The sequence below is a fragment of the Bradyrhizobium sp. LHD-71 genome (assembly GCF_031157255.1).
GTDB lineage: Bacteria > Pseudomonadota > Alphaproteobacteria > Rhizobiales > Xanthobacteraceae > P52-10.
Map to the genome: position 1 here is coordinate 1 of NZ_JAVIFX010000031.1, position 22,927 is coordinate 22,927.

A 22,927-nucleotide genomic window follows, 5' to 3' on the forward strand; every position below is an offset into this window, starting at 1 on the left:
AAAATTATCGCGTGATGCGCAAATGCAGATGGACATACCGCGATCGCGAGTGCGATCGCACACAGTACCTTTCTCATTTTCCTGCCCCTGACGCGTTTGTGATGCACGGATATTTGTAGCCCCTGCCTAAAAGTTCGGAAAGATTTAGCGACCTTCGGATGGGTTCCATTGCGGGAACCCGCGGACGATCCGGCAAATTTCATGCGAAAATCGCATAGGTCAGCGCTCCGCTGACGTGCCAATCGGATCGCGGATCGCAATAGCCGGGCGGGGCGAGGCCGCGTCTGATGATATTCCTATGCGGCGGCGGCGGCCGGCGACGCCGTCAAGTGGACGATGGTTGCATGGGATGTCGTGATCGGTGGCCTTGCCCGTCTTCGCCGGCGATCACATCTGAAGAGCCCGCAACGCTACTTCACGAACCGATCAAACAGCAGCCAAGGTCGGCCCAATCCGGCAGCCCCTTGGTCACATCCCCTGCAATCTGATGTAAAACTGCCGCTCTCAACGGCCTGGATAATCTCCGTGAACATCCATCCTTCAATGGTCGACGAAATCCAGAGCTGGGTCGTGGCGCGTGGCCTGGCCGGCGGATCGGAGACCGACCTGCTCGCTGGATTTTGCCGCAAATGCCGCGAAGGCGGATTGCTGTTGTCGCACGGCCTGGTCATCATCGACACGCTTCACCCCACTTATGAGGGTCGCGCCTTTCGCTGGCAGGTCACGCCGACCAACGAAAGTCCCTTGATAGAGTACGGTCCTACCAAGGAAGGCGAAGCGGCGGCAAACTGGCAGCGCTCCCCCTTCTTCCATCTGCTGGAAGCCGGAGAAACCGAATTCAGGTCACGCATTGCGTTGGGCGACTCGCTGGATTTCACAAACCTGCAACGCCTGAAGGACAGCGGACACACGGACTATATCGCCTTCGTCAATCGCTTCGATGCGGACGGCACGATCGGCGAGATGGATGCGGTCTACTCGCACTGGACGACGGATATCGATGCCGGCTTCTGCCAGGAAAGTCTTCAGGTGCTGCGCGAACTCGTTCCGTCGATCGCGCTGGCGATCAAGTGCATTTCGCTGGGGCGCGTCGCAGCGACGCTGGTCGACGTCTATCTCGGACGGCAGACCGGCCGGCGCGTGCTGCAAGGACAGATGACGCGCGGCGTGGCCGAACGGATCCACGCCGCTCTCTGGTATTCCGATCTGCGCGACTTCACCTCCATCTCGGAGCAGATTGCGCCGGAAGAGATCATCCCGCTGCTCAACGATTATGCCGAAGCGGTCATTTCCTCGGTTCAGGCGCAAACCGGCGAGGTCTTGAAGCTGATGGGCGATGGTGTGCTGGCGATATTTACGGGCCGGTCGATCAGTGAAGCCTGCAGGGCGGCGCTGGACGCCGAAGAAAGCGTGCGCAAGCTCACCGGCGAGCTGTCGCAACGACGCGCCACGGAAGGAAAACCGACGACATCGGTCTATCTCGGGCTGCACGTCGGCGACGTCTTCTATGGCAACATCGGCAGTGATGACCGGCTCGATTTCACGGTGATCGGGCCAGCTGTGAATGAGGTCTGCCGGATCGCAACCATGTGCCGTTCCGCGGGTCAGCTGACCTTAACCTCAACCGAATTCGGGGCGGCAGCGAGAGCTGCGGATCGCCCGCGGCTCGTCTCGGTCGGACGCTACGCGTTGCGCGGCGTCGAGCGCCCGAAGGAGCTTTTCACGATCGACCGTTTTTTCGCCGGCAGGCGAACACACTAGCCATCCGCGACACTGTCGCGGTCCTACAGTCAGGGGAGAAGAAAGTGCGCAAGCACGGGCACCTTTCCACCATGAGACATTTCGCAATCGCATCCGTGCTCACCGTCGTCATGGCGGGATGCAGCCCGGCGGCCGATCAGACCGCCCCTCCGCCACCGCCCGCGGTGACCGTTGCGCCACCGACGGTCCGCACCGTCACGGACTGGGATGAATTCGTGGGTCGCTTCGAGGCGATCCAGCAGGTGCAGATCAGGGCGCGCGTCGGTGGTTTCGTCGACAGCGTCGCCTTCAAGGATGGGGCGATCGTCACGGCCGGCGACCTTCTTTATGTGATCGATCCTCGTCCGTTCCAGGCGACACTGCTGCAGGCGCAGGGCCAGCTCGCCGACGCCAAGGCCAAGCTCGAGCTGGCCGAGCGCGAACTTGCCCGCGCGGCGGAGCTCAACCGGACGCAGGCCGTATCGGACGCCGTCGTCGATCAGCGCCGGCAGCAATCGGAAGCCGCACAGGCGGCAGTGCTGCAGGCGGAGGGCACGATGAAGCGGGCTGAGCTCGATCTGAGCTTCACCCGCGTGACGGCTCCGATCGACGGCCGGGTCAGCCGGCACCTCGTCTCGGTCGGTAACCTGGTGCAGGGCGCCGACGGCGGATCGACACTTCTGACGTCGATCGTGTCGATGGACCCGATCCACATCTACTTCGACATGGACGAGGCAACGTACCTGAAGAACAACCGTCTCTGGCACGAAGGCCGCAGGCCCAGCTCCCGCGATACGCCGAACCCGGTCCAGATCATGCTGTCGGGAGAAACTCGGATTTCCCGCGAAGGCAAGATGGATTTCATTGACAACCGGCTGGACGTCGCCACCGGCACGCTGCGCGGCCGAGCGGTCGTGTCGAACACGGACCTGTCGATCCTGCCAGGGCAGTTCGCACGGATCAGGGTGATCGGCAGCGGACCTTATGACGCGCTGCTGTTGCCGGATACGGCCATCACCAACGACCAGTCGCGCAAGATCGTCTTCGTCGTCAACAAGGACGACGTGATCGAGATGCGTCCGGTGACGCTTGGCCCGCTCGATGGCGGGCTGCGGGTGGTGCGCGAGGGCCTGCAGAAAGACGATCGCGTCGTCGTCGACGGGCTGCAACGTGCACGCGTCGGCACCAAAGTCACCGTGCAGATGGCCAAGAGCTAGAGAACCGCGCCATGAACCTGGGTCATCTTTCGATCCGCCAGCCCGTTCTGGCGATGGTGCTTTCGATCGTTCTCTTGATCGTCGGAGGCATTGCCTATCAGACGCTGCCAGTCGCCGAGTATCCGCAAGTCGCATCTCCGACTGTGGTGGTGACCACCCAGTATCCGGGCGCAAGCGCCCAGACCGTGGCGGACACCGTCGCCACTCCAATCGAGCAGGAGATCAACGGCGTCGAGGACATGCTGTACCTGTACAGCCAGTCCGCCTCGGACGGCGCGCTGACCATCACCGTCACGTTTAAGCTCGGTACGGACCTCGATAAGGCGCAGGTGCTGGTCCAGAACCGGGTTTCGACCGCCCTTCCCCGCCTGCCGGAGGAAGTGCGGCGCAACGGCGTCGTCACCAAGAAGGACAGTCCCGACCTGCTCTCGGTCGTGTTCATGCTGTCGCCAGACAACACCTACGACCAGCTCTACATCTCGAACTATGCGCTGCGCCAGGTGAGAGACCAGCTGTTGCGCCTCGACGGCGTCGGCGACATCCAGATCTTCGGCGCCCGCGACTACTCGATGCGGCTCTGGCTCGATCCCGACAAGATCTCCAGCCTCGGCATGACCGCCGGCGAGGTGATCGCTGCGGTTCGCGCACAGAACCAGCAGGTTGCCGGCGGCCAGATCGGTGCGCCGCCGATTGCTGATCGCGCTTCGCAATTGAACCTCACCTTCACCGGCCGGCTGTCCACCCAGGCGCAGTTCGAAGACATTATCGTCAAGGCGGCCGACGACGGACGGACGGTGCGTCTGCGGGATGTCGCCCGCGTCGAACTCGGCGCGCTGTCTTACACGACGAACTCCTACCTGCTCGAAAAACCGGCCGTGGCATTGGCGATCTCGCAACGGCCGGGCTCGAATGCGCTTGGAACCGCGCAGCGCGTCGCCGACGCCATGCAGAAGCTGAAGGCGGATTTTCCAAAAGGCCTCGAATACAACATCGCCTACAATCCGACCGACTTCATCGCCCGCTCGGTGAGTGAACTGATCAAGACGATCTATGAAGCGATGCTGCTGGTCGTCGTGGTGGTGCTGATCTTCCTGCAAGGCTGGCGGGCGGCGCTCATTCCAATCCTGGCAATCCCGGTGTCGCTGGTCGGCACGTTTGCGGTGATGGCGGCGCTGGGTTATTCGATCAACAATCTTACGCTGTTCGGGCTGGTGCTTGCCGTCGGCATCGTCGTCGACGACGCCATCGTCGTCGTGGAGAACGTCGAACGCCATCTCGCCGCAGGCAAGTCGCCGCGCGAGGCCGCGCTCGCGACAATGACCGAGGTCGGCAGCGCGCTGGTGTCGATCGCGCTGGTGCTCGCGGCGGTGTTCGTCCCCACCGCGTTTCTCGGCGGCATCACCGGCGAATTCTTCCGCCAGTTCGCAGTGACGATTGCGGTTGCCACCGCCATCTCGTGCTTCTGCTCCCTGACATTATCGCCGGCGCTCGCGTCGTTGCTGCTCAAGGGCCATGAGCACAATCAGGGGGCGAACCCAATCGCACGCGCGGTCAATCGCGCCTCCGACGCCTTCAACCGCGGCTTCGACGGGCTCTCGCGCGCCTACGGCCGTACCGCAGGCTTTGTCGTCCGGCACTCGCTCCTCATGACACTCGCCTACCTGGTCCTGATCGCCGGCACCGCCTGGCTGCTCGTAGTTACGCCAAAGGGATTCATCCCGGCGCAGGATCGCGGCTATGTCGTCGTCGCCGTCCAGCTTCCCGGCGCGGCATCGTTGCAACGGACAACCGAGGTCGTGCGACAGATCGAGAAGATCGCGCTCGAGACGCCTGGCGTGGTCGCGGCTCCCGCTTTCGCGGGCTTCTCCGGCGCAACGCGGACGCGCGCCAGCAATGCTGCGGCGCTGTTTCCGGTGTTCGAAGAACCGGAAGTCAGGGCCCGGAAAGGCCTGACAGCGAACACAATCGCCGCCGATTTGCGCAAGCGACTGGCGGTGATCCAGAGCGCCTTCATCATCGTCATCCCGCCGCCGGCCGTGCCCGGCATCGGCACCGGCGGCGGGTTCACCATGCGCGTGCAGGACCGCCAGGGCCGCGGCTCCGAAATGCTGGCGTCCGCGACCAGCGAGCTCGTTGCGGCCGCACAGCGCGATCCACGGCTGGTTTCCGTATTCTCGCCCTTCGAGGCCAATACCCCGCAAGTGCATGTTGACGTCGACCGTGCCCGGGCGCAGCAGCTTGGCGTACCGATCGAGAACGTCAATGCGGCCGTCGAAACCTACTTCGGTTCGACATACGTCAACGACTTCAACATCCTCGGGCGCACCTATCGCGTCACCGCCCAGGCCGACCTCGACTTCCGCAAGGGCACCGCCGATCTCGCGCGGCTGATGACGAAGAATGGCGCCGGCGAGATGGTACTGCTCGGCAGCGTAATGGACTTCAAGGACATCGCAGGTCCCGACCGGGTCCCGCGCTACAACCTTTATCCTGCCGCAGAGGTCCAGGGCGAAACCGCACCGGGTACGAGCTCGACGACGGCGCTGGCGATCATGCAAGACCTCGCGGACCGTGTCCTGCCGAGCGGCATGGCATTCGAATGGACCGATCTGTCATTGCAGGAGGCCACCGGCGGCAATGCCGGCCTGCTGGTCTTCCCGGTCTGCGTGCTGTTCGTGTATCTGGTTCTCGCCGCGCAGTACGGAAGCTGGAGCCTGCCGCTCGCGGTGATCCTGATCGTGCCGATGTGCATCCTGGCAGGATTGGTCGGCGTCCGACTGATGTCGCAGGACGTGAACGTGCTGACGCAGATCGGCTTCGTCGTGCTGGTGGGACTTGCGGCCAAGAACGCCATTCTGATCGTCGAGTTTGCCCGCGACATCGAGGCGACTGGAAAGGGAACGGTCGAAGCCGTGATCGAAGCCTGCCATCTGCGCCTTCGGCCTATTCTGATGACGTCGTTCGCCTTCATCCTCGGCGTCCTGCCGCTGGTCATTTCCTCGGGTGCCGGCGCGGAGATGCGACAGGCCGTGGGCGTCGCCGTCTTCTTCGGCATGATCGGCGTGACGGCATTCGGGCTGATCTTCACGCCGGTGTTCTATGTGCTGATCAGACGGCTTGGCGGCGGCACGACCGCCCCGGCGCCGTAAAGCAACTGTGATCGCCGGCCGGCCGTGGCGACCTATTTCCACCCCGGCCGGCGTGCCACGCTCTCGCGATCGTCGGCTGAATGGCCGGCATGCGCGAAGGAGCATTTGGCTTGTTCGATCGCCGCACCGCGCTCGCCACGTTCCTGACGGCGTCCGTCCTGCCGCTGATCGGCGCGCGGACAACCGGCGCCCAGGAGGCTCCAGGACTGAGCCTCACGCCGGCATGCGACGGCCATCCGCAGCCGACGATCACGCAGACTGAGGGCCCCTACTTCAAGCCGGACGCACCGCTGAAGCAAAATCTCGCCGGCGATCGTCCGCGCGGCGAGCGCATGACGCTCGCCGGATTCGTCCTCGACGCGCGTTGCCAGCCGGTCACCAGGGCCCTTGTGCAGATCTGGCAGGCTGATGAAACCGGCGCCTACGACAACAGAGGGTTCACGTTACGAGGCCATCAATACTCGGACGATCGCGGCCGCTGGTGGTTCTCCACCATCGTGCCGGCCGCCTATCCCGGCAGAACGCGCCATATCCACGTCAAGGTGCAAAGACCGGGCGGCCGCGTGCTCACCACACAGCTCTATTTTCCGAACGATCCGCTCAATCGCCGCGACGGCCTGTTCAATCCGCGGCTGCTGATGAACATCAGCGAAGCTGCCGACGGAAAATTCGCCCGCTACGATTTCGTCGTGTGACCGGGGCCGATCAATAGAGCTCCATCAGCCGAGCGTTATCTTTAAGCTCGCCGGGCAGCGCCTCGAGGATGATCGCGCCCGCCTTCATGACGACGACGCGATCGGACACTTTCAGCGCCTCGCGCACATTCTGCTCGATCAGAAGAATGCTCATGTGATGGCTCTGCTGCAGCTCCCGGATCGGCTGCATCAGGTCCTGGAACAGTTTCGGCGCAAGCCCGATCGACGGCTCGTCCATCAAGAGGCAGCGCGGGCGGGCAAGGATGGCGCGGCCGATCGAGACCATCTGCTGCTGGCCGCCGGACAAAAGGCCTGCGCGCCTGTCATAGAACTTGCGCACCGGCGGCAGCACCTGCAGCACCCATTCGACCCGTTCGTCGCGCTCTTTTTCCGGCACGCCGGCCGACCACATCCCGAGCGCAAAGTTCTCTCGCACCGTAAGGCCCGGAAAGATGCCGCGCCCCTCGGGCACCATGGCGATGCCGTGCGAAGCGAGGACGCGCGGAACGTGCGGGTCGAGCTGCGCACCATCCACCAGCATGCGCCCGGCTTCCGGCGTGATGAGGCCGAACAACGCGCGCATCAACGTGCTCTTGCCCGCGCCATTGTGGCCGATCACGCAGAGCACTTCGTCGGGCCTGAGCTCGATCGTCGCGTCGAGCAGCACCGGCTTGCCGCCGTAACCGACGCGCAGGCCTTCGGCCTTCAACACCGGCGCCGCGCTCATGCCGCTCGCTCGCCGAAGTAGATCGCCGCAAGCGCGGGATCGGACAGGATGGTTTTCGGCTCACCTTCAGCGAGCAGCCGCCCCTGGTCGAGGAAGGCGATGCGGTCGGAGATGCCCTGCACAATGTCGAGATTGTGCTCGATGATGCAAATGGTCACGCCGCCGCGCACCGAGTTGCGCAGCAATGACAGGAAGCGTTCGTAGGAGCCCGGATCGAGACCGGAGGCCGGCTCGTCCAATAGCCACAATCGCGCGCCGGAGGCCATCACACGGGCAAGACTCAGGAACTTGCGCTCAGCAAAAGCAAGGTCAATGGCGCGCGCGTGGCGCTTGTCCTTCAGCCCGGTGGCTTCCAGCGCGGCCTCGACACTCGAGCGCCGCGCTGCTTTCGCCGCCGCGCCGCCCGGTTGCCACAGCCACGAGCCCCGCTCGGTCACGGTCGTCACGTTTTCTTCTACCGTCATATGCGAGAACAGCTTGAGATCCTGAAAGGTGCGGCCGATTCCAAGCCGGGCGATTTTCCATTGCGGCAGGCGGACGATGGAATTGCCGAGCCAGACGACCTCACCGCGATCCGGCACGAGCTGACCAGTGATCAGGTTGAACAGCGTGGTCTTGCCTGCGCCGTTCGGTCCGACCAGCGTGGTGACGATGCCGGCTCGCAGAGCAAGCGTTACGTCGTCGACCGCCTTCAGGCCCCCGAAGGTCTTGGCGACGCCGGTTACCTGCAGCAGGATATCCTGTTGGTCGCTCATGCGTGCGCCTTCGGATTCTCTTGAAAGCCCCACAATCCGCCGGGACGGAAGATCATCAGCAACACCATGGCGAGGCCGTAGATGATCTGCTGGATCGACCCGATCTCAGTGGCCGGCAGATGCGGAATGTAGCTCAATCCCGCAGGCAGCAGGATGATCAGGACCGCGCCGACGACGGGTCCGAACAGCGTGGCAGTGCCACCGATGATTACCATCGCCATCAGCTGGATCGAGGTCTCGAGCACAAAACTCTCGACGTTGATGAAGCTCAGATAGGACGCATAGAGCGATCCTGCGACCGCCGCGAGGGCCGAGGACAGCACCACCGCGCTGGTCTTGATCACCGAGACATTCTTGCCGAAGGCGGAAGCCGCCGCCTCATCGTCGCGTAACGCCTTCAGGCTGCGGCCGAAGCTCGAGCGCACCAGCGCGCGGATGATGAGGATGATCGCCAGAAGACAGGCGAGCGAGAGCACGAGGTAGTGTTCGGGTTGCGTCAGCGTGAAACCGAAAATTCGCGCCGGCGGGATGTTGGTGAGACCACCGATGCCGCCGGTGACCGACTTCCATTCGGTGAACACCGTGATCGCCAGCATCTGCAGGCCGAGGGACGCCGCGACGAAATATTCGCCGCGCACCCGCAACGCCGGCAGCGCTAGGGCAAGCGAGATCAGCGCCGCCAGCAGCATCCCGAACGCCGTCGCACCTGTAAAATCGAGGCCGAGCTTCATCGCGGCGAAGGTCGCCGCATAAGCGCCGACGCCGAAAAAGAGCGCGTGCGCGATGGAGAAGATACCCGCGTACCCCAGGATGAAATTGAGCGTGACAGCGAGGATCGCGTTGATCGAGATCAGCACCAATAGGTTGATGATGTAGGTTTCCATCGCTTCCCCCTACTTCGCGGCCTGCGGCCGGCCAAAGAAGCCGGAGGGACGGAAGATGATGAACAGGAAGAGCACCACGAACGTCACCGCCTCGCTCCATTGCGGATCGAGACGCCACAGCGCCAGGTTCTCCGCAAGGCCCAGCAGGAAGCCGCCGCAAGCAGCACCGCGCAGCGAGCCGATACCGCCGACGATGGTGGCGGCGAGGCTGATGAGCATGACGTGCGCGCCGATCGCAGGATTAAGACCTGCCGTCATCGATGTGAGAATGGCGCCCGGTACCACCATGGCCGAACCGATGCCGAAGGCGCACTGCGCAACGCGGCCCGGATCGAGGCCGAAAACCCGGATCAGGTCGGGATTCTCAGACAGCGCACGCATCGCCATGCCAGTGTGGGTGCGCGAGAGGTAAAGCGAGAGGGCGGTGAAGACCACGAGCGCGATCAGAAGCGAGATCCAGGCGATAGGTGCCACGAACAGGCCGGGCAATACTTCGACACTGTGGCTGAGGCTCGTCGTCACCGACGCGAAACCGCGCCCGAAGACCGAGCCTGTGAGATTCTGAATGATGATCTGCACGCCGAACGCAGCGATGAAGACCGTGAAGAACGCACCCTCATGCCGCTGGATCGGGCGGTAGATGAACCGCTCCATGGCGAGCCCGAACACCACTGATGCAACCACAGCCGCCAGCACCGCGACTGGCCAGGCGATGTGCAGCACTGTAAAGATCCACCAGAACAGATAAGCCGCGATGGTGAAGGCCGCGCCGTGCGCGACATGGAAGACCTTCGTCGCGCCGAAGATCAACGAAAATCCGACCGCAGTCAGCGCATAGATCGCGCCGAGCTGCAGGCCATTGATGACGAGTTGAAGAAACAGCACGATTGCGCCTGCGAGCCTGCGCTACTTCGCCATGGTACCCGCCTTGACCACCTTGCCTGCGCCGCCGTCGACCTCATTGATCTGGATCGGCATCGATACGGAGCCGTTCGGCAGGAACTCCATCTTTCCGCCGACGAGATCGAACGTGCCGGTTGCCTTACGCTGCTTGAGCAGGTTCTCGCCGGTGATCGGCTGCCCGCTTTTCTCCAGCGCCTGCGCAAGCGTCACGAACACCATGACGGCGTTGTAGTAGTTTGCAACGAAGAAGCTTGGATCCTTGCCGGTCTTCGCCTTCCAGTCCTTCGCGACGCGCTGGCTCATGCCGGGCGCTGACCAGTCCACCGACTGGGTCGGAAACAACGCACCTTTGGCCTCGGGCAGCTCCGTGACTGTCGGCGACGAAAACACCGAATAGCCTGCAAGCTGCTGCGACACACCGTTGTCGCGCAACTGCTTTACGATTTGCGCCTGCTGGGCTCCGAAGGAGGCGATGAAGACGAGATCGGGATTGGCTCCCCGCACCCTGGCCGCGATCGACGTGAACTGCTGGGCATTGCGCGGAATCTGCAACTGCGCGACCAGCTGGCCGCCGGCCTTCGGCACGTTCTCCGCAAGCTCCTTGTTGATCGCCTCGCCCGCAGGATCGTCGACGTAGATCAGCGCAATGCGCTTGAAGCCGCGTTCCTGCACGAGGTACGGCGCCATCACCCGGATTTCCAGATTGACCAGCGGGATCACGTTCCAGAAATACTCACCGAGCTCGGCAAGATCGGGCCCGATGCCGCCGCCATTGACGCTGACGACCTTCGCTCTGTCGCCGACCGGCGCAATCGCCTTCGAGACGCCCGTGAAGGCGGAGAGTACGAACGGTACCTTCTCGACGCTGACCAGCTTGTTCATCGCCACCACGCCCTGCTGCGGCGTGGCCTGACTGTCCTCGAACTGGATAACCAGCTTCTTGGACAGCATCTTGTCGGCGTTTGCGTGCTCGACCGCAAGATTGGCGGCGGCACCGAACAGCTCGCCGTACTCCGCATTCGGTCCACTCATCGGCAGGTCGGCGCCGATCTTGATGACATCCTGGGCGCGAGCGGAGGACAGCGCCACAAAACTGGCAGCCACAAACAGAAGAGAACGGACCAGACGCATGCGTATCCCCCGGGGAAAGTCGTTATGCTTATCGTTGAGTTATTGAGCCTCAGCGCTTTGCGCAAATGAAGCATAACGGTTCGGGCCGGGCAAGCGGCCGTTGGCGCCGGAGCACAGGCTCAGGCACCGATTGAACGATGACCGAGATCGCCGCTAAGCTACTTCGCGCCGAGATCGATCAGTGCAATGCCGAGCTCGGGCCTTTTGCGGCGTCGAAGGTCCGCTTCCGTTTCAGTGATGACGGCTTCCAGCGTCGGACGAACCGTGCCTTCGATCAGATGGCCGCCGCGCGTCGACCCGTCCGCCAGTCCGAGCACGATATGCACATGCAGACTGGCCTTGCCGTCATCGCCGACGGCGAAATCGCCCAGTGCGCTGAGCACCTCGCATTGCTCGTCGACGGCGATCTTCTTGTAGGTCTTGCTCTTGAAATCGAACCATCCGACCACTGCGCGCTCGAAGGCGCCGATCGCCGTCAGCGATGCGCCGCCGATCCCCGCATCGTTGGCGTAGCGCGTCAGCTCGGCAAAGGCTTCAGCGCCACTGTCGAGTACGACGACGTGGATCTTGCCGCAGCGCGAATTCGAAACGACCTTGGCTTTCATGCGGACACGCGCCTCCGTTCCGACCGCTAACGGTCCGCAAAGGCCAATGTTCCCGTGGCCCTGAGCATTGGATAAACGCGGCGGCTGCCGCAGAATGCCCCCTCCAGCAAAAGCAAACGGGAGGATCATGTGACAGACACCGAACTCTATGCCCGCGGCACAGCGATGCGGCGCGAGCTCTATGGTGAGGCTGCGGCTGAACGATCGAGCCGCGAGACCTACACCGATCCAATGATGAAGAAATTCCTCGATGTCGCGACGGAGAACGTGTTCGGTGCGCTCTGGAACCGTCCCGGCCTCGATCTGAAGGCACGCACAATGATTTGTGTCGCATCCGACGTGTCCACCGGTCGCGAACCGGAGCTCGCCATCCACCTGCGCTTTGCACTTCGACAGGGCTGGAGCGAAGAGGAACTGACCGAAGCGCTGCTGCATCTGTCCGGCTATGTGGGGCTGCCGCTGGTTCGCGGCGCGATGCTGGTGGCAAAACGCGTGTTCGCCGAAATCCGGGCCGAAAACGCCAAGCAGAGTTGATCGAGCTTGGCCGCTTCCTCTGCAGAGAAAGCGGCCACGCCTCCTCGCCGGGTTTCCGTCGCCGAAATTCAGAGATTTGCCACGCGGGGCGGGTGCAATCAGCAACTGCCGAGCAGACACGATCAGCTCAAAGTTGCATTTCGCGAAAGGATGGACTGCCGAAACGGTAAGTCTTGAATCGATCTGATGTAAATCCTGGAACAGATGCGCCAGCGAAGAGTTGCTTGCAATGTTCCGCGCAAAATCAAAACAGATACTGCTTTGGAGTTCGTGCATGCCGACACGCTTGGCATCGACGTCTACGATATCGACGTCCACAAGAAGAGATACCTTTTCGGGTTCCTCGCCCAATAACTCGATCCGGCCTCATATGGCGGCTATCTTTTGCGGCCGCTCATGACGCATCTGAATGTAGCTATCGAACATCGGCGCGATCCGGCGCCACAGGAGAGAAACACCGAGACCGACAACGCCAATGTCGCTTCGACAGGCGAGGATCACGCACTGAGCGCCGAGCGCAACAGCCGACCAGTCAATTTCAAAGCGACGCTGTGTTGCCCGCGCTGCCGATCTTCACTCGATCTCGATCGCGATACGATCGTTTGCACCAGCACCGAATGTGTGTACGCGCACAAGGGCTTTCCGCGCGCCGCGGGCCAGCCCGTGCTGGTGGACTTCGAGCGCAGCATCTTTGACCGCGCCAGCTACAGCGACGGCCGCGGCTCGGTCATGCGTCGCGACGACACAGGCAAGGGTGTCGCGGTGCGCTTTCGCCGCCTTTTAACCGGCACCAATCCCGTGGCGCCCGGCAAATCACGCGAAATGGTCGAGCATCTCACCGCAGAGAAGTCCGCTTCGACGGTGCTGGTCATCGGCGGCGGGGCGATCGGTGCAGGAGCTGACGCGCTCTATGCCGCGCCGAACGTCCGCATCATCGGAACTGACGTGTATGCCTCACCCAATACGCAGGTGGTGGCCGACGGCCACTTCCTTCCCTTCCGCGATGAAATGTTCGACGCGGTCTGGATACAGGCGGTGCTGGAACACGTGCTCGATCCGCCCGCCGTGGTGGAGGAAATCTATCGAGTGCTCAAGCCGGGAGGTCTCGTCTACGCTGACACGCCCTTCATCCAGCAGGTGCACGAACAGGCCTATGACTTCACCCGCTTCACGCTCAGCGGCCACCGCTGGCTATTCCGCCGCTTTGAGGAGATCGACTCGGGCCCGGTGGGAGGCGCCGGGAAAGCGCTGGTCTGGTCCATCCGCTACATCGCGCTTTCCTTGGGCCTGAGCACGCGCATGGCGACGCTGGCCGCGCTCCCGTTCTTCTGGGTGCGGTTCGCGGACCACTTCGCGAAACCCGGTCCGAAGGCCGATGCCGCCAGTGGCGTCTATTTTTTTGGACGCCGTTCGGAGCGGACGCTCAACGCAAAGGACATGCTGCATTATTACAAGATGAAGCGGTAAGCGTGCGATCGTAGCCCGGATGAGCGCAGCAACATCCGGGAGAGGCCTATTATAAAACAGACCCGGGTGTCGCTACGCTCGCCATAGCCGTTCGAAGAACGGCGTCGCTTCGCTCGCCTATGGCCACAGTTTTCGCAGACACTTCAGCTCCTCAGGCCCGGAGCCTCCTGGCCTGTGCGAGCGACATACTCAGTGTAGCCGCCGCCGTAGGCGTGGATTCCTTCGGGTGTCAGCTCCAGTACACGGTTGGAGAGCGCCGCAAGAAAGTGCCGGTCATGCGAGACGAACAGCATGGTGCCTTCATAGTCCGATAGCGCACCGATCAGCATTCCCTTGGTCGCGAGGTCGAGATGGTTGGTCGGCTCGTCCAGCACCAGAAAGTTCGGCGGATCGTAAAGCATCTTCGCCATGACGAGCCGCGCCTTTTCGCCGCCGGACAGCACGCGGCATCGCTTCTCGACGTCATCGCCGGAAAAGCCGAAGCAACCGGCTAGCGCGCGCAGCGATCCCTGGCCGGCTTGCGGGAATGTGTGGTCCAGTTCCTCGAACACCGTGCGCTCGCCGCCGAGCAGATCCATTGCGTGCTGCGCGAAGTAGCCCATCTTGACGCTGCCGCCGAGCGCCACCGTACCGTCATCCGGCTCGGCTGCGCCGGCGACGAGCTTCAGGAGCGTGGACTTGCCTGCGCCATTGATGCCCATCACGCACCAGCGCTCCTTCCGGCGCACGGAGAAATCAAGCCCCTCGTAAATTCGTTTGCTGCCGTAGCCCTTGTGTACGCCCTTCAGGTTCACGACATCCTCGCCGGAGCGCGGCGCCCGCGGAAAGTCGAACATCACCGTCTGTCGCCGCCGCGGCGGCTCGACGCGCTCGATCTTCTCCAGCTTCTTCACTCGGCTTTGCACCTGGGCCGCATGCGAGGCGCGCGCCTTGAAGCGCTCGATGAACTTTATCTCCTTGGCAAGCATTGCCTGTTGTCGTTCGAACTGCGCCTGCTGCTGCTTCTCATTGAGCGCACGCTGCTGCTCGTAGAATTCATAATTGCCCGAATACGTCGTCAGCTGACCGGCTTCGATCTCGACCACCTTGGTGACGATGCGGTTCATGAATTCGCGGTCGTGCGACGTCATGAGCAGCGCGCCCTCGTAACCCTTGAGGAACTGCTCGAGCCAGATCAGGCTCTCCAGATCGAGATGGTTGCTCGGTTCGTCCAGCAGCATCGCATCCGGGCGCATCAGCAGAATGCGTGCCAGCGCCACGCGCATCTTCCAACCACCGGACAACTTGCCCACGTCACCGTCCATCATCTCCTGGTCGAAACCAAGACCGGCGAGCACTTCGCGGGCCCGTGCCTCGAGCGCGTAGCCGTCGAGCTCCTCGAACCGCGCCTGTACCTCGCCGTAGCGTTCGAGAATCTCATCCATCTCGTCGGCGCGGTCCGGATCACTCATCGCCGCCTCGAGCTCCTTCAGCTCGGCTGCGACCGTGCTCACCGGGCCGGCCCCGTCCATCACCTCGGCGACGGCGCTCTTGTCCGCCATCTCGCCGACGTCCTGGCTGAAGTAGCCGATGGTCACGCCGCGATCGACGGCGACCTGGCCCTCGTCGGGCTGCTCCTCACCTGTGATGAGGCGAAACAGCGTGCTCTTGCCGGCGCCGTTCGGCCCGACCAGGCCGGCCTTCTCGCCTTTCTGGAGCGCCGCTGAGGCTTCGATGAACAGGATCTGGTGACCAAGCTGCTTTGAGATGTTGTCGAGACGGATCATTCTTGTGCACGTGAGAAAAGACAGTCGGGGCGCGTTTAAGCCATCTGGCGAACAAGCGAAAGGCCTGTCGCGCGCCCCAAAAGCGCGTTCATTCCAATCCGGCGCCGCGATCCAGCACGTGCTTCCTATGGAATGACGACGTTGGGCACGATTGGTCTCGGGCGAAAACTGCACGGCTGCCGTTCCGCAGCGGAATGATCGCTTCTGCAGCAGGACGCAATTTCAATTGGCATTGACTACGATATGTCGTCGTCCCAAGCTGACGCCTCTCTCACCGAGAGAAGCGAGCAAATCGTTTGGCGCGCTTTTTGCTGAGACGTGTTGCGATACGTCGCCGATTCAGGACTGCCAGAATGTTCCTTGCCCACGCGTTAGCCAGACTGTCATCTGCCCTTGCCGTACTTTGCTGTCTGACGTCACTGGCGCTCGCGCAGAAGAGTGGAGGAACGCTCAATCTGATCGTGCAGCCCGAACCGCAGACCATCAATCTTGGCATCAACCGCCTCGGCCCCACCTCTTTCGTCGGCAGCAAGATCTATGAGGGGCTGATCACCTTCACGCCAAAGCTCGAACCGAAACCTGCGCTGGCGGAGTCCTGGTCGATCTCACCTGATGGCCTCACCTACACCTTCAATTTGCGGAAGGGGGTCACATGGCACGATGGCAAGCCGTTCACGTCGGCCGATGCGCTGTTCAGCTTCCAGAAGTTCCTGCCGGCGGTGTTCTTCCGCTCGAAGCTGGTTCTGTCCGAGGCTGAGAGCATCACAGCACCGGACGAGCATACGATCGTCTTCAAGCTGAAGGCGCCCTTCCCCGGCTTCATGCAGATCTTCGAAGCTACCGGCGGCACCATCATGCCCGCCCATCTCTATGAAGGCGTCACCGATTTTAGAAATGCACCCGCCAACCAGCAATTCATAGGAACGGGACCGTTCAAGGTCGGCGAGTGGCGGCGCGGCAGCTTCGTTCGCCTGGTCAAGAACGACAACTACTGGGACAAGGGAAAACCGTATCTCAAGGAGATCTACTTCCACATCATTCCCGACGCCAACAGCCGCTCGATTGCCTTCGAGACCGGCAAGGTCGACGTTCTTCGCGCCGGTGACGTCGAGAACTTCGATATCTCTCGCCTCGCGAGCGAGCCCGGCGTTGAGCTGACGGAGGCCGGCTGGGAGTTTTTGCAGCCGATCGGCTACCTGCATCTGAACAACCGGCGCAAACCGTTCAGCGATGTGCGCGCCCGGCAGGCCGTCGCCCATGCGATCGACCGGAAGTTCATCATCGAAACGATCTTCGGCGGCTTCGGCCGCGAGATCAACGGTCCGTTCTACAGCTCCAAGCCTTATCGTGATGCGTCCGCCGAGACGAAATACGAGTTCGACGTCGAGAAGGCCAAGAAGCTGCTTGACGAGGCCGGCCTGAAACCAGGCCCGGGCGGCATTCGCGCCGAGGTTGAACTCGTGCCGCTGCCCTACGGCGAGATGTGGCAACGGCAGGCAGAGTACGTGCGTGAGGCGCTCGGCGCCGTCGGCATCAAGGCGAATATCGCCTCCGTCGACGTCGCCGGCTGGTCACAGCGGCTGACGACGTTCAACTACGATATCGGCCACAACTTCCTCTATACGTTCGGCGATGCATCGATCGGCATCAATCAGACCTACCTGTCGGTCAAGGGGGACAATACCGGAACGACCGGCGGCAACGTCCATGGATACTCCAATGCCGAGGTCGACGACATTCTCGTCAAGGCGGCGCACGAGAACGATCCTGAAACCCGCGCGAAACTCTATTCGCGCTTTCAGCAGATCGTCACCAAGGAGCTTCCCCTGCTCTGGACCCACGAGATGGTGTTCCCGACCGTCTTTCGAAAAAAGGTCCGCAACCTGACCCTGACTGGACTCGGCACAAATGAGAACTTCGCCGACGTCTGGATCGACCAGTAAGGTGCTTTGTCAGCGTGAGTTCAGGGCGCATACAATTTCTGCTCGGGCGGTTGCTGAAAAGCATCCTGGTGCTGCTGGCCGTGGTCGTGCTGAATTTCACGATCCTGCGGCTGGCGCCGGGCGATCCGGCATTGATACTGGCGGGCGAGCAAGGCGCCGCCGATGCGGCGTTTGTCGATCAGATCAGGAAGGATTTCGGGCTCGACCGGTCGGTCCCTGAACAGCTCGCCGTCTACATCAAGTCGCTGGCGACATTCGATCTTGGACTGTCGTTTCGGGAACGGCGGCCGATCGCCACCATCATCGGGGAGCGGCTGCCTGCGACCCTCATTCTGACCCTGACAGCATTCGCCCTCTCGCTGCTGATCGGCATCCCGCTCGGAGCGCTCGCGGCACGGCGACCGCATGGTATGGTCGATGTGGCGCTGACGACGGTCTCGACCGCCTTCTTCGCCATGCCGCTGTTCTGGACGGGCCTGCTGGCGATCATCTTCTTTTCCGTCTGGCTGAACTGGCTGCCTTCATACGGCATGATGACGGTCGGCGCGCCGTTGAGCGGACTGGCGGCGTTTCTGGACCTGGTGAAACACCTCGCCCTACCCGCATCGACGCTGGCCCTGTTCTATATCTCGATCTATCTGCGGATCACGCGCGCCGCGGTGCTCGACGTCATGGGCAGCGACTATGTTCGCACCGCGCGGGCCATCGGCCTGCCACCCACGCGCATATGGCGCGAGCATATCCTGCGCAATGCGCTGCTGCCGGTAATCACCTTCGCGTCACTGCAGGCCGGTCACCTGATCGGCGGCTCGATCGTCATCGAGACCGTATTTGCTTGGCCGGGAATTGGCCGGCTGGCGTTCGATGCGCTTCTGCAGCGCGATTACAACCTGCTGCTCTCGGTGTTCTTCGTCTCCTCGGTCGTCGTCATGGCGTTCAACTTCCTTGCCGACGCCCTTTATGTGCTGGTCGATCCACGCATCGAGGCTGGAGCATCCGCATGATCGGTTTCCTGCGCAGCTTCGCATCCCGCCCCTCGACGCTGATCGGCCTCCTCGTCTTTCTGTCAGTCGTTGTGATCGCCCTGATTGCCGACTGGCTCTATCCCGGCAGCCCATTCCGCATGGTGGCGCGGCCGAATTTGCCGCCGCTATCGACCGGCTATCTGATGGGCACCGACATGCTCGGTCGCGACCTGACTGCCGCGCTGGTCCACGGTTCGCGCGTCACGTTGAGCATCGCCATCCTGGCGACACTGCTGACGGTTGCGATCGGCACCATCATCGGCGCGATCTCGGGCTACTATGGCGCGATCGTCGATGACACCGCGATGCGGGTCACTGAGTTCTTCCAGGCAATTCCGAGCTTCCTGTTCGCGATCGTTCTGGTCGCCGTGGTGTCGCCGTCCCGTCTCTCTATCGTTCTGGCGATCGCCATTGTCAGCTGGCCCTCGGTGGCGCGGCTGGTCCGTGCCGAGGTCCTGACGCTCAGGACGCGCGATTTCGTCCGCGCTGCCCGCGTCGGCGGGCTGTCCGACATGCGCATTCTGTTCTCCCATATCCTTCCCAACGCCATGTCGCCGCTGCTGGTCAGCGCTTCCGTGGTGATGGCAACCGCGATCCTGATCGAATCCGGCATCAGCTTCCTCGGGCTCGGCGACCGCAACGCCGTCTCGTGGGGCTACCTGATCGGCACCGGCCGCACGGCCGTTCGCATCAACTGGTGGCTCTCCGCCCTGCCCGGCTTTGCGATCTTCCTCACCGTCTGGTCGCTGAACCTGGTGGGCGACGGGCTCAGCACGTGGCTCGATCCGCGCAAGACTGAAACGGGTCGGCATCCATGACACCGCTGCTCGATATCCGTGATCTTTCGGTCGCGCTGCCGCGCGGCTCCGACCGGCGTTACGCGGTCGAGAACGCCGTCCTGACGATCGCACGGGGCGAGACCGTTTGCGTCGTCGGCGAGTCGGGCTCCGGAAAATCCGTTCTCGCGCAAGCCACCATGGGACTGCTGCCGGAGACCCTGCCGATCACGGGCGGCACCATCACGTTCGACGGACAACGCCTGTCAGGGCTGTCCGAAAGCCGCTATCGGCAAATCCGCGGCCCGCAGATCGGCATGATTTTTCAGGAGCCGATGACCTCGCTCAATCCCGTGCTGACGATCGGCGCACAGATCGATGGCGCGCTGACCGCGCACGGCTCACGATCACGGGCAGAACGCGGCGCACGGCGGCGGGAATTGCTGGAACTGATGCGACTGCCAAATCCCTCGCAGATCGGCGACCGATATGTCCACGAGCTGTCCGGCGGACAAAGGCAGCGCGTCATGATCGCCATGGCGCTCGCCAACAATCCGAAACTGTTGATCGCGGACGAGCCGACAACCGCGCTCGATGTGACGACACAGAAGGAGATCTTGCGGCTGCTCGCGACGCTGCGCAAAGAACTGAACCTGGCCGTCCTGTTCATTACCCACGACTTTGGCGTCGTCGCCGAGATTGCGGACCGCGTTGTGGTAATGAGCAAGGGGCACGTGGTCGAACAGGGGGACGCCGGCAAGATCCTGCACAGCCCGCGCGATCCCTATACACGGCGCCTGATCGATGCCGTCCCCCGACTGGCGCCGCCGATCGCAGCGGTACGGTCCAATTCGGACACCGTGCTTGAGATCAAGGGCCTGACGAAAACATACAAGGGCCGCTCGAGCTTGTTCGGCGCCCGTCGTGCAGACGTCAAGGCGGTCGATGATGTCGAACTGAGCGTCGCACGCGGCGAAGTGGTCGCCGTCGTCGGAGAATCCGGTTCCGGGAAGTCGACGCTGGCGCAGATCGTCAGCGGCCTGTTGAAGGCGGACGACGGCAGCGTATGGTTGCACGGGCAGGACCTCGCGCAGGTTTCGCGCAGGCAGCGGCGCCGGTTGGCGCCCCACATCCAGATGGTCTTCCAGGACCCCTTCTCGTCGCTCAACCCGCGGCACGACATCGAACGCATCATCACCGAGGCACCGATCGCCCATGGCGTGTCGGCGGCCAAAGCCAGGTCCGACATGCAGCGTCTGCTCAAGCTCGTCGGGCTCGACACGAACGCGGCCAAACGCTACCCCCACGCTTTCTCAGGCGGGCAGCGGCAGCGGATCGGGCTTGCGCGCGCCTTGATCCTCAAGCCCGATCTCCTGATCGCTGACGAACCGGTCTCGGCGCTCGACGTGTCGGTGCAGCAGCAGGTGCTGGAGCTATTGGCCGATATCCGGCGCGAGCTCGGGCTTTCGATCCTCTTCATCACCCATGATCTGCGCGTCGCGGCGACGGTTGCCGACAGGATCGCGGTGATGCGTCAGGGCCGCATCGTCGAGCAGGGATCCACCGCCGGCCTGCTGCGCGCCCCGGCGTCGGACTACACCAAGGCTCTGCTCGATGCAGTGCCGGGATTGCAGTGGGAGCAGAATCGCTCGGAGCTCGCGACCGCCGAACGACAACCGTCCAAGGTCAATTAGCGGGCGACCTCCGCTCGGACCGCCGTGGATTGCTTCGGTTCGCCGGCGAGGATGGCTGGCGCACGTGTTTCGCGGCGGGTTTTCAGTCGGTCGAGGATGCTGCCGAGGATTCCCTTGGGCAGGAAGATGATGAACACGACCAGCAGCACACCGTAGACCAGGTTGTCCCAGCCGACCGCCTTTGTGCCGAAGCCGATGCGCAGGACTTCGGCGAGCATGATGGTGATGATGGCGCCGACGGTCGGTCCCAGCATGACGTAGAGGCCGCCAACGATGACCGCGAACACCATCTGCAAGGAGATGGCAATGCCGCTCACCGTGTCGGGAGAGATGAACATCTGGTATTGGCAATAGAGCGCACCGGCGAGCGCGGTCATCAGCGCACTGATCACGGTGATCTTGAGCTTTTCCCAGGTGACGTTGACGCCTGCCGCGGCGGCAGCGTCTTCGTCCTCGGAGATGGCTTCAAGGGCGTAGCGATCCATGCTGCGATCGACCCAGCGCCAGACCAGAAGCCCCGCAGCCCAGATACCAAGCGCGATCAGGTACCAGACCGCCTTGTCGTCGAACTGCAGTGCCCAGAGCTGGCTGCCGCGCGTGCGGTCGGGCGTGTAGCCCAGCGAGCCACCGGTGTAGTTGCGCGTCGCGGTGATGACCTGCAGCACGATGCCGGATAGCGCCAGTGTGACCAGCACGAAATAGTGTCCGGTGATGCGGAAGCGGAAGCACGGATAGGCCACGATCACCGCCAGCACGGCGGCAGCCAGCATCGCCAGCGGAATGCCGAGCCAGGGCGAGACGCCGAGATGGTTCCAGAGCAGCGCCGTAACATAAGCACCGACGCCCATGAAGCCACCGTGCCCCAGCGACACCAGGCCGAAGCGGCCCATCATCGACCAGGACGTATAGGCGAATGCCCATATCAAGATGAGGATCAGGATGTGCAGGTGATAAGCGTCGCGATGAACGAACGGCACCGCGATCAGCGCAGCGCCGGCGATCCAGGGGGCTATCTGGCGCGCGGTCATGAGCGCCTCGCCAGCAGCCCGGCCGGGCGGATGAACATCATCACGATGAAGAACGCGAACGCCAGCACGTAGCCCCATTCGAGGTCTGAGTAGAGGCCGCCAAGCGAGATGATCTGAGCAAACAGGAACGCCGCCACAAAGCCGCCGACGAAATTGCCCAGTCCCCCCAGCACGCAGATGATGAACGTGATCGGTCCGAACGACAGGCCGACGAACGGGTGTACGTCGTACTGCAGCACCAGAAGACAGGCGGCGAGGCCTGCAAGCGCACCGCCCAGCGCCGAGGTGATGAGATAGATGCGGCCGGCATCGACGCCCATCAGCGGCATGATCTGCCGATCCTGGGCGATGGCGCGGATGGCGGTGCCGAGGAAGGTCCGCGTCATGAAGAGATAGACGAGCAACATGCCGATCAGCGCCACGCCGAAGGCCAGAAGGCGCGAGTAGCTGAGATGCATGTCGGCGAACTGCAGCACCGGGAGGCGGATGCCCAGGTTGCGGAAATCTATGCCGAAAGCGACGGTGGCAAAGCTCTGCAGCACGAACAGAACGCCGCCGGTGGCGAGCAGTTGGTTGATCGGCGCGGCATTCAATAGCGGCGCGATCACCAGAAGGTGCAGGAGCGCCCCGAGGACTGCGACGATCAGGATCGCGAGGGGAGCTGCCGCGTAGTACGGCAGGCCATAATACTGAACGAGAAAGTACATGCCGTACATGCCGATCATCACCAGCTCGGCGTAACAGATCCACGTCACGTCGATCACGCCGAAGATCAGGTTCAGCCCGAGCGCGAGCAGCGCCAGAAGACCGCCGAGCAGGATGCCGTTGATGACGGCTTCGAGAAGGAAGATGTCAAAATGTTCAAGCATCGATGACCTGTCCTTCGTC

19 protein-coding genes are annotated in these 22,927 nt (G+C 62.8%); 10 read left to right on the plus strand and 9 right to left on the minus strand.

Going from position 1 to position 22,927, the window contains the following annotated elements:
• Positions 1 to 531 precede the first annotated feature (531 nt).
• The 4 genes from RCO31_RS27955 (at position 532) to RCO31_RS27970 (ending at position 6,801) form a co-directional block, all read left to right on the plus strand.
• Entirely contained in the window at positions 532 to 1,761 is a 1,230-nt protein-coding gene (locus tag RCO31_RS27955; protein WP_374991544.1) for an adenylate/guanylate cyclase domain-containing protein, read from the plus strand.
• A gap of 71 nt (positions 1,762 to 1,832) precedes the next feature.
• Complete coding sequence (locus RCO31_RS27960; RefSeq protein ID WP_374991545.1) at positions 1,833 to 2,957, plus strand: efflux RND transporter periplasmic adaptor subunit; 1,125 nt, start codon at positions 1,833 to 1,835, stop codon at positions 2,955 to 2,957.
• 11 nt (positions 2,958 to 2,968) lie between these two features.
• Positions 2,969 to 6,106 carry a multidrug efflux RND transporter permease subunit gene (locus RCO31_RS27965; RefSeq protein WP_308971644.1) on the plus strand — a complete coding sequence of 1,046 codons (3,138 nt, stop codon included), beginning with the start codon at positions 2,969 to 2,971 and terminating at the stop codon, positions 6,104 to 6,106.
• A 110-nt stretch (positions 6,107 to 6,216) separates the two neighbouring features.
• Positions 6,217 to 6,801 (plus strand): intradiol ring-cleavage dioxygenase, encoded by a 585-nt coding sequence (locus RCO31_RS27970; RefSeq protein ID WP_308971645.1) that lies wholly within the window; start codon positions 6,217 to 6,219, stop codon positions 6,799 to 6,801.
• A gap of 10 nt (positions 6,802 to 6,811) precedes the next feature.
• Here the strand turns inward: RCO31_RS27970 and RCO31_RS27975 are convergent, their stop codons facing one another.
• From RCO31_RS27975 to RCO31_RS28000, 6 genes are all read right to left on the minus strand, one after another.
• Positions 6,812 to 7,528, minus strand: coding sequence for an ABC transporter ATP-binding protein (locus RCO31_RS27975; RefSeq protein WP_308971646.1), 717 nt, complete (start codon positions 7,526 to 7,528; stop codon positions 6,812 to 6,814).
• Positions 7,525 to 8,283 (minus strand): ABC transporter ATP-binding protein, encoded by a 759-nt coding sequence (locus RCO31_RS27980; protein ID WP_308971647.1) that lies wholly within the window; start codon positions 8,281 to 8,283, stop codon positions 7,525 to 7,527. The genes RCO31_RS27975 and RCO31_RS27980 overlap by 4 nt, the downstream gene beginning before the upstream one ends.
• Positions 8,280 to 9,167 (minus strand): branched-chain amino acid ABC transporter permease, encoded by an 888-nt coding sequence (locus RCO31_RS27985; protein ID WP_308971648.1) that lies wholly within the window; start codon positions 9,165 to 9,167, stop codon positions 8,280 to 8,282. Before RCO31_RS27985 ends, RCO31_RS27980 begins: the two co-directional genes overlap by 4 nt.
• Positions 9,168 to 9,176: 9 nt before the next feature.
• Positions 9,177 to 10,052, minus strand: coding sequence for a branched-chain amino acid ABC transporter permease (locus RCO31_RS27990; protein WP_308971649.1), 876 nt, complete (start codon positions 10,050 to 10,052; stop codon positions 9,177 to 9,179).
• A gap of 21 nt (positions 10,053 to 10,073) precedes the next feature.
• Positions 10,074 to 11,201 carry an ABC transporter substrate-binding protein gene (locus RCO31_RS27995; RefSeq protein WP_308971650.1) on the minus strand — a complete coding sequence of 376 codons (1,128 nt, stop codon included), beginning with the start codon at positions 11,199 to 11,201 and terminating at the stop codon, positions 10,074 to 10,076.
• A 158-nt stretch (positions 11,202 to 11,359) separates the two neighbouring features.
• Complete coding sequence (locus RCO31_RS28000) at positions 11,360 to 11,806, minus strand: DNA-binding protein (protein ID WP_308971651.1); 447 nt, start codon at positions 11,804 to 11,806, stop codon at positions 11,360 to 11,362.
• Positions 11,807 to 11,935: 129 nt separating this feature from the next.
• On the opposite strand from RCO31_RS28000, the gene RCO31_RS28005 reads away from it, so the two are divergent.
• Together RCO31_RS28005 and RCO31_RS28010 are read left to right on the plus strand one after the other, a co-directional pair.
• On the plus strand, positions 11,936 to 12,340 hold the full coding sequence (locus tag RCO31_RS28005; RefSeq protein WP_308971652.1) for a carboxymuconolactone decarboxylase family protein: 405 nt from the start codon (positions 11,936 to 11,938) through the stop codon (positions 12,338 to 12,340).
• 621 nt (positions 12,341 to 12,961) lie between these two features.
• Positions 12,962 to 13,807: a class I SAM-dependent methyltransferase gene (locus RCO31_RS28010; protein WP_308971653.1), complete on the plus strand. Its 846-nt coding sequence runs from the start codon at positions 12,962 to 12,964 to the stop codon at positions 13,805 to 13,807.
• A gap of 143 nt (positions 13,808 to 13,950) precedes the next feature.
• On the opposite strand, the gene RCO31_RS28015 is transcribed toward RCO31_RS28010, so the two are convergent.
• Positions 13,951 to 15,573 (minus strand): ABC-F family ATP-binding cassette domain-containing protein, encoded by a 1,623-nt coding sequence (locus tag RCO31_RS28015; protein WP_308971654.1) that lies wholly within the window; start codon positions 15,571 to 15,573, stop codon positions 13,951 to 13,953.
• Positions 15,574 to 15,926: 353 nt separating this feature from the next.
• On the opposite strand from RCO31_RS28015, the gene RCO31_RS28020 reads away from it, so the two are divergent.
• The 4 genes from RCO31_RS28020 to RCO31_RS28035 are packed head-to-tail and all read left to right on the plus strand — an operon-like array spanning position 15,927 to position 21,011.
• Entirely contained in the window at positions 15,927 to 17,516 is a 1,590-nt protein-coding gene (locus RCO31_RS28020) for an ABC transporter substrate-binding protein (RefSeq protein ID WP_308971655.1), read from the plus strand.
• Positions 17,517 to 17,530: 14 nt separating this feature from the next.
• The gene (locus RCO31_RS28025) at positions 17,531 to 18,520 is read left to right on the plus strand and encodes an ABC transporter permease (protein WP_308971656.1); all 990 of its coding nucleotides are present in this window, start codon (positions 17,531 to 17,533) and stop codon (positions 18,518 to 18,520) included.
• On the plus strand, positions 18,517 to 19,359 hold the full coding sequence (locus tag RCO31_RS28030; protein ID WP_308971657.1) for an ABC transporter permease: 843 nt from the start codon (positions 18,517 to 18,519) through the stop codon (positions 19,357 to 19,359). Before RCO31_RS28025 ends, RCO31_RS28030 begins: the two co-directional genes overlap by 4 nt.
• A complete protein-coding gene (locus RCO31_RS28035) occupies positions 19,356 to 21,011 on the plus strand; it encodes an ABC transporter ATP-binding protein (RefSeq protein WP_308971658.1) in 1,656 nt (551 codons plus the stop codon). Before RCO31_RS28030 ends, RCO31_RS28035 begins: the two co-directional genes overlap by 4 nt.
• Here the strand turns inward: RCO31_RS28035 and RCO31_RS28040 are convergent.
• On the minus strand, positions 21,008 to 22,039 hold the full coding sequence (locus RCO31_RS28040; protein WP_308971659.1) for a branched-chain amino acid ABC transporter permease: 1,032 nt from the start codon (positions 22,037 to 22,039) through the stop codon (positions 21,008 to 21,010). The genes RCO31_RS28035 and RCO31_RS28040 overlap by 4 nt on opposite strands.
• Complete coding sequence (locus RCO31_RS28045; protein WP_308971660.1) at positions 22,036 to 22,908, minus strand: branched-chain amino acid ABC transporter permease; 873 nt, start codon at positions 22,906 to 22,908, stop codon at positions 22,036 to 22,038. Before RCO31_RS28045 ends, RCO31_RS28040 begins: the two co-directional genes overlap by 4 nt.
• Positions 22,909 to 22,927 lie beyond the last annotated feature (19 nt).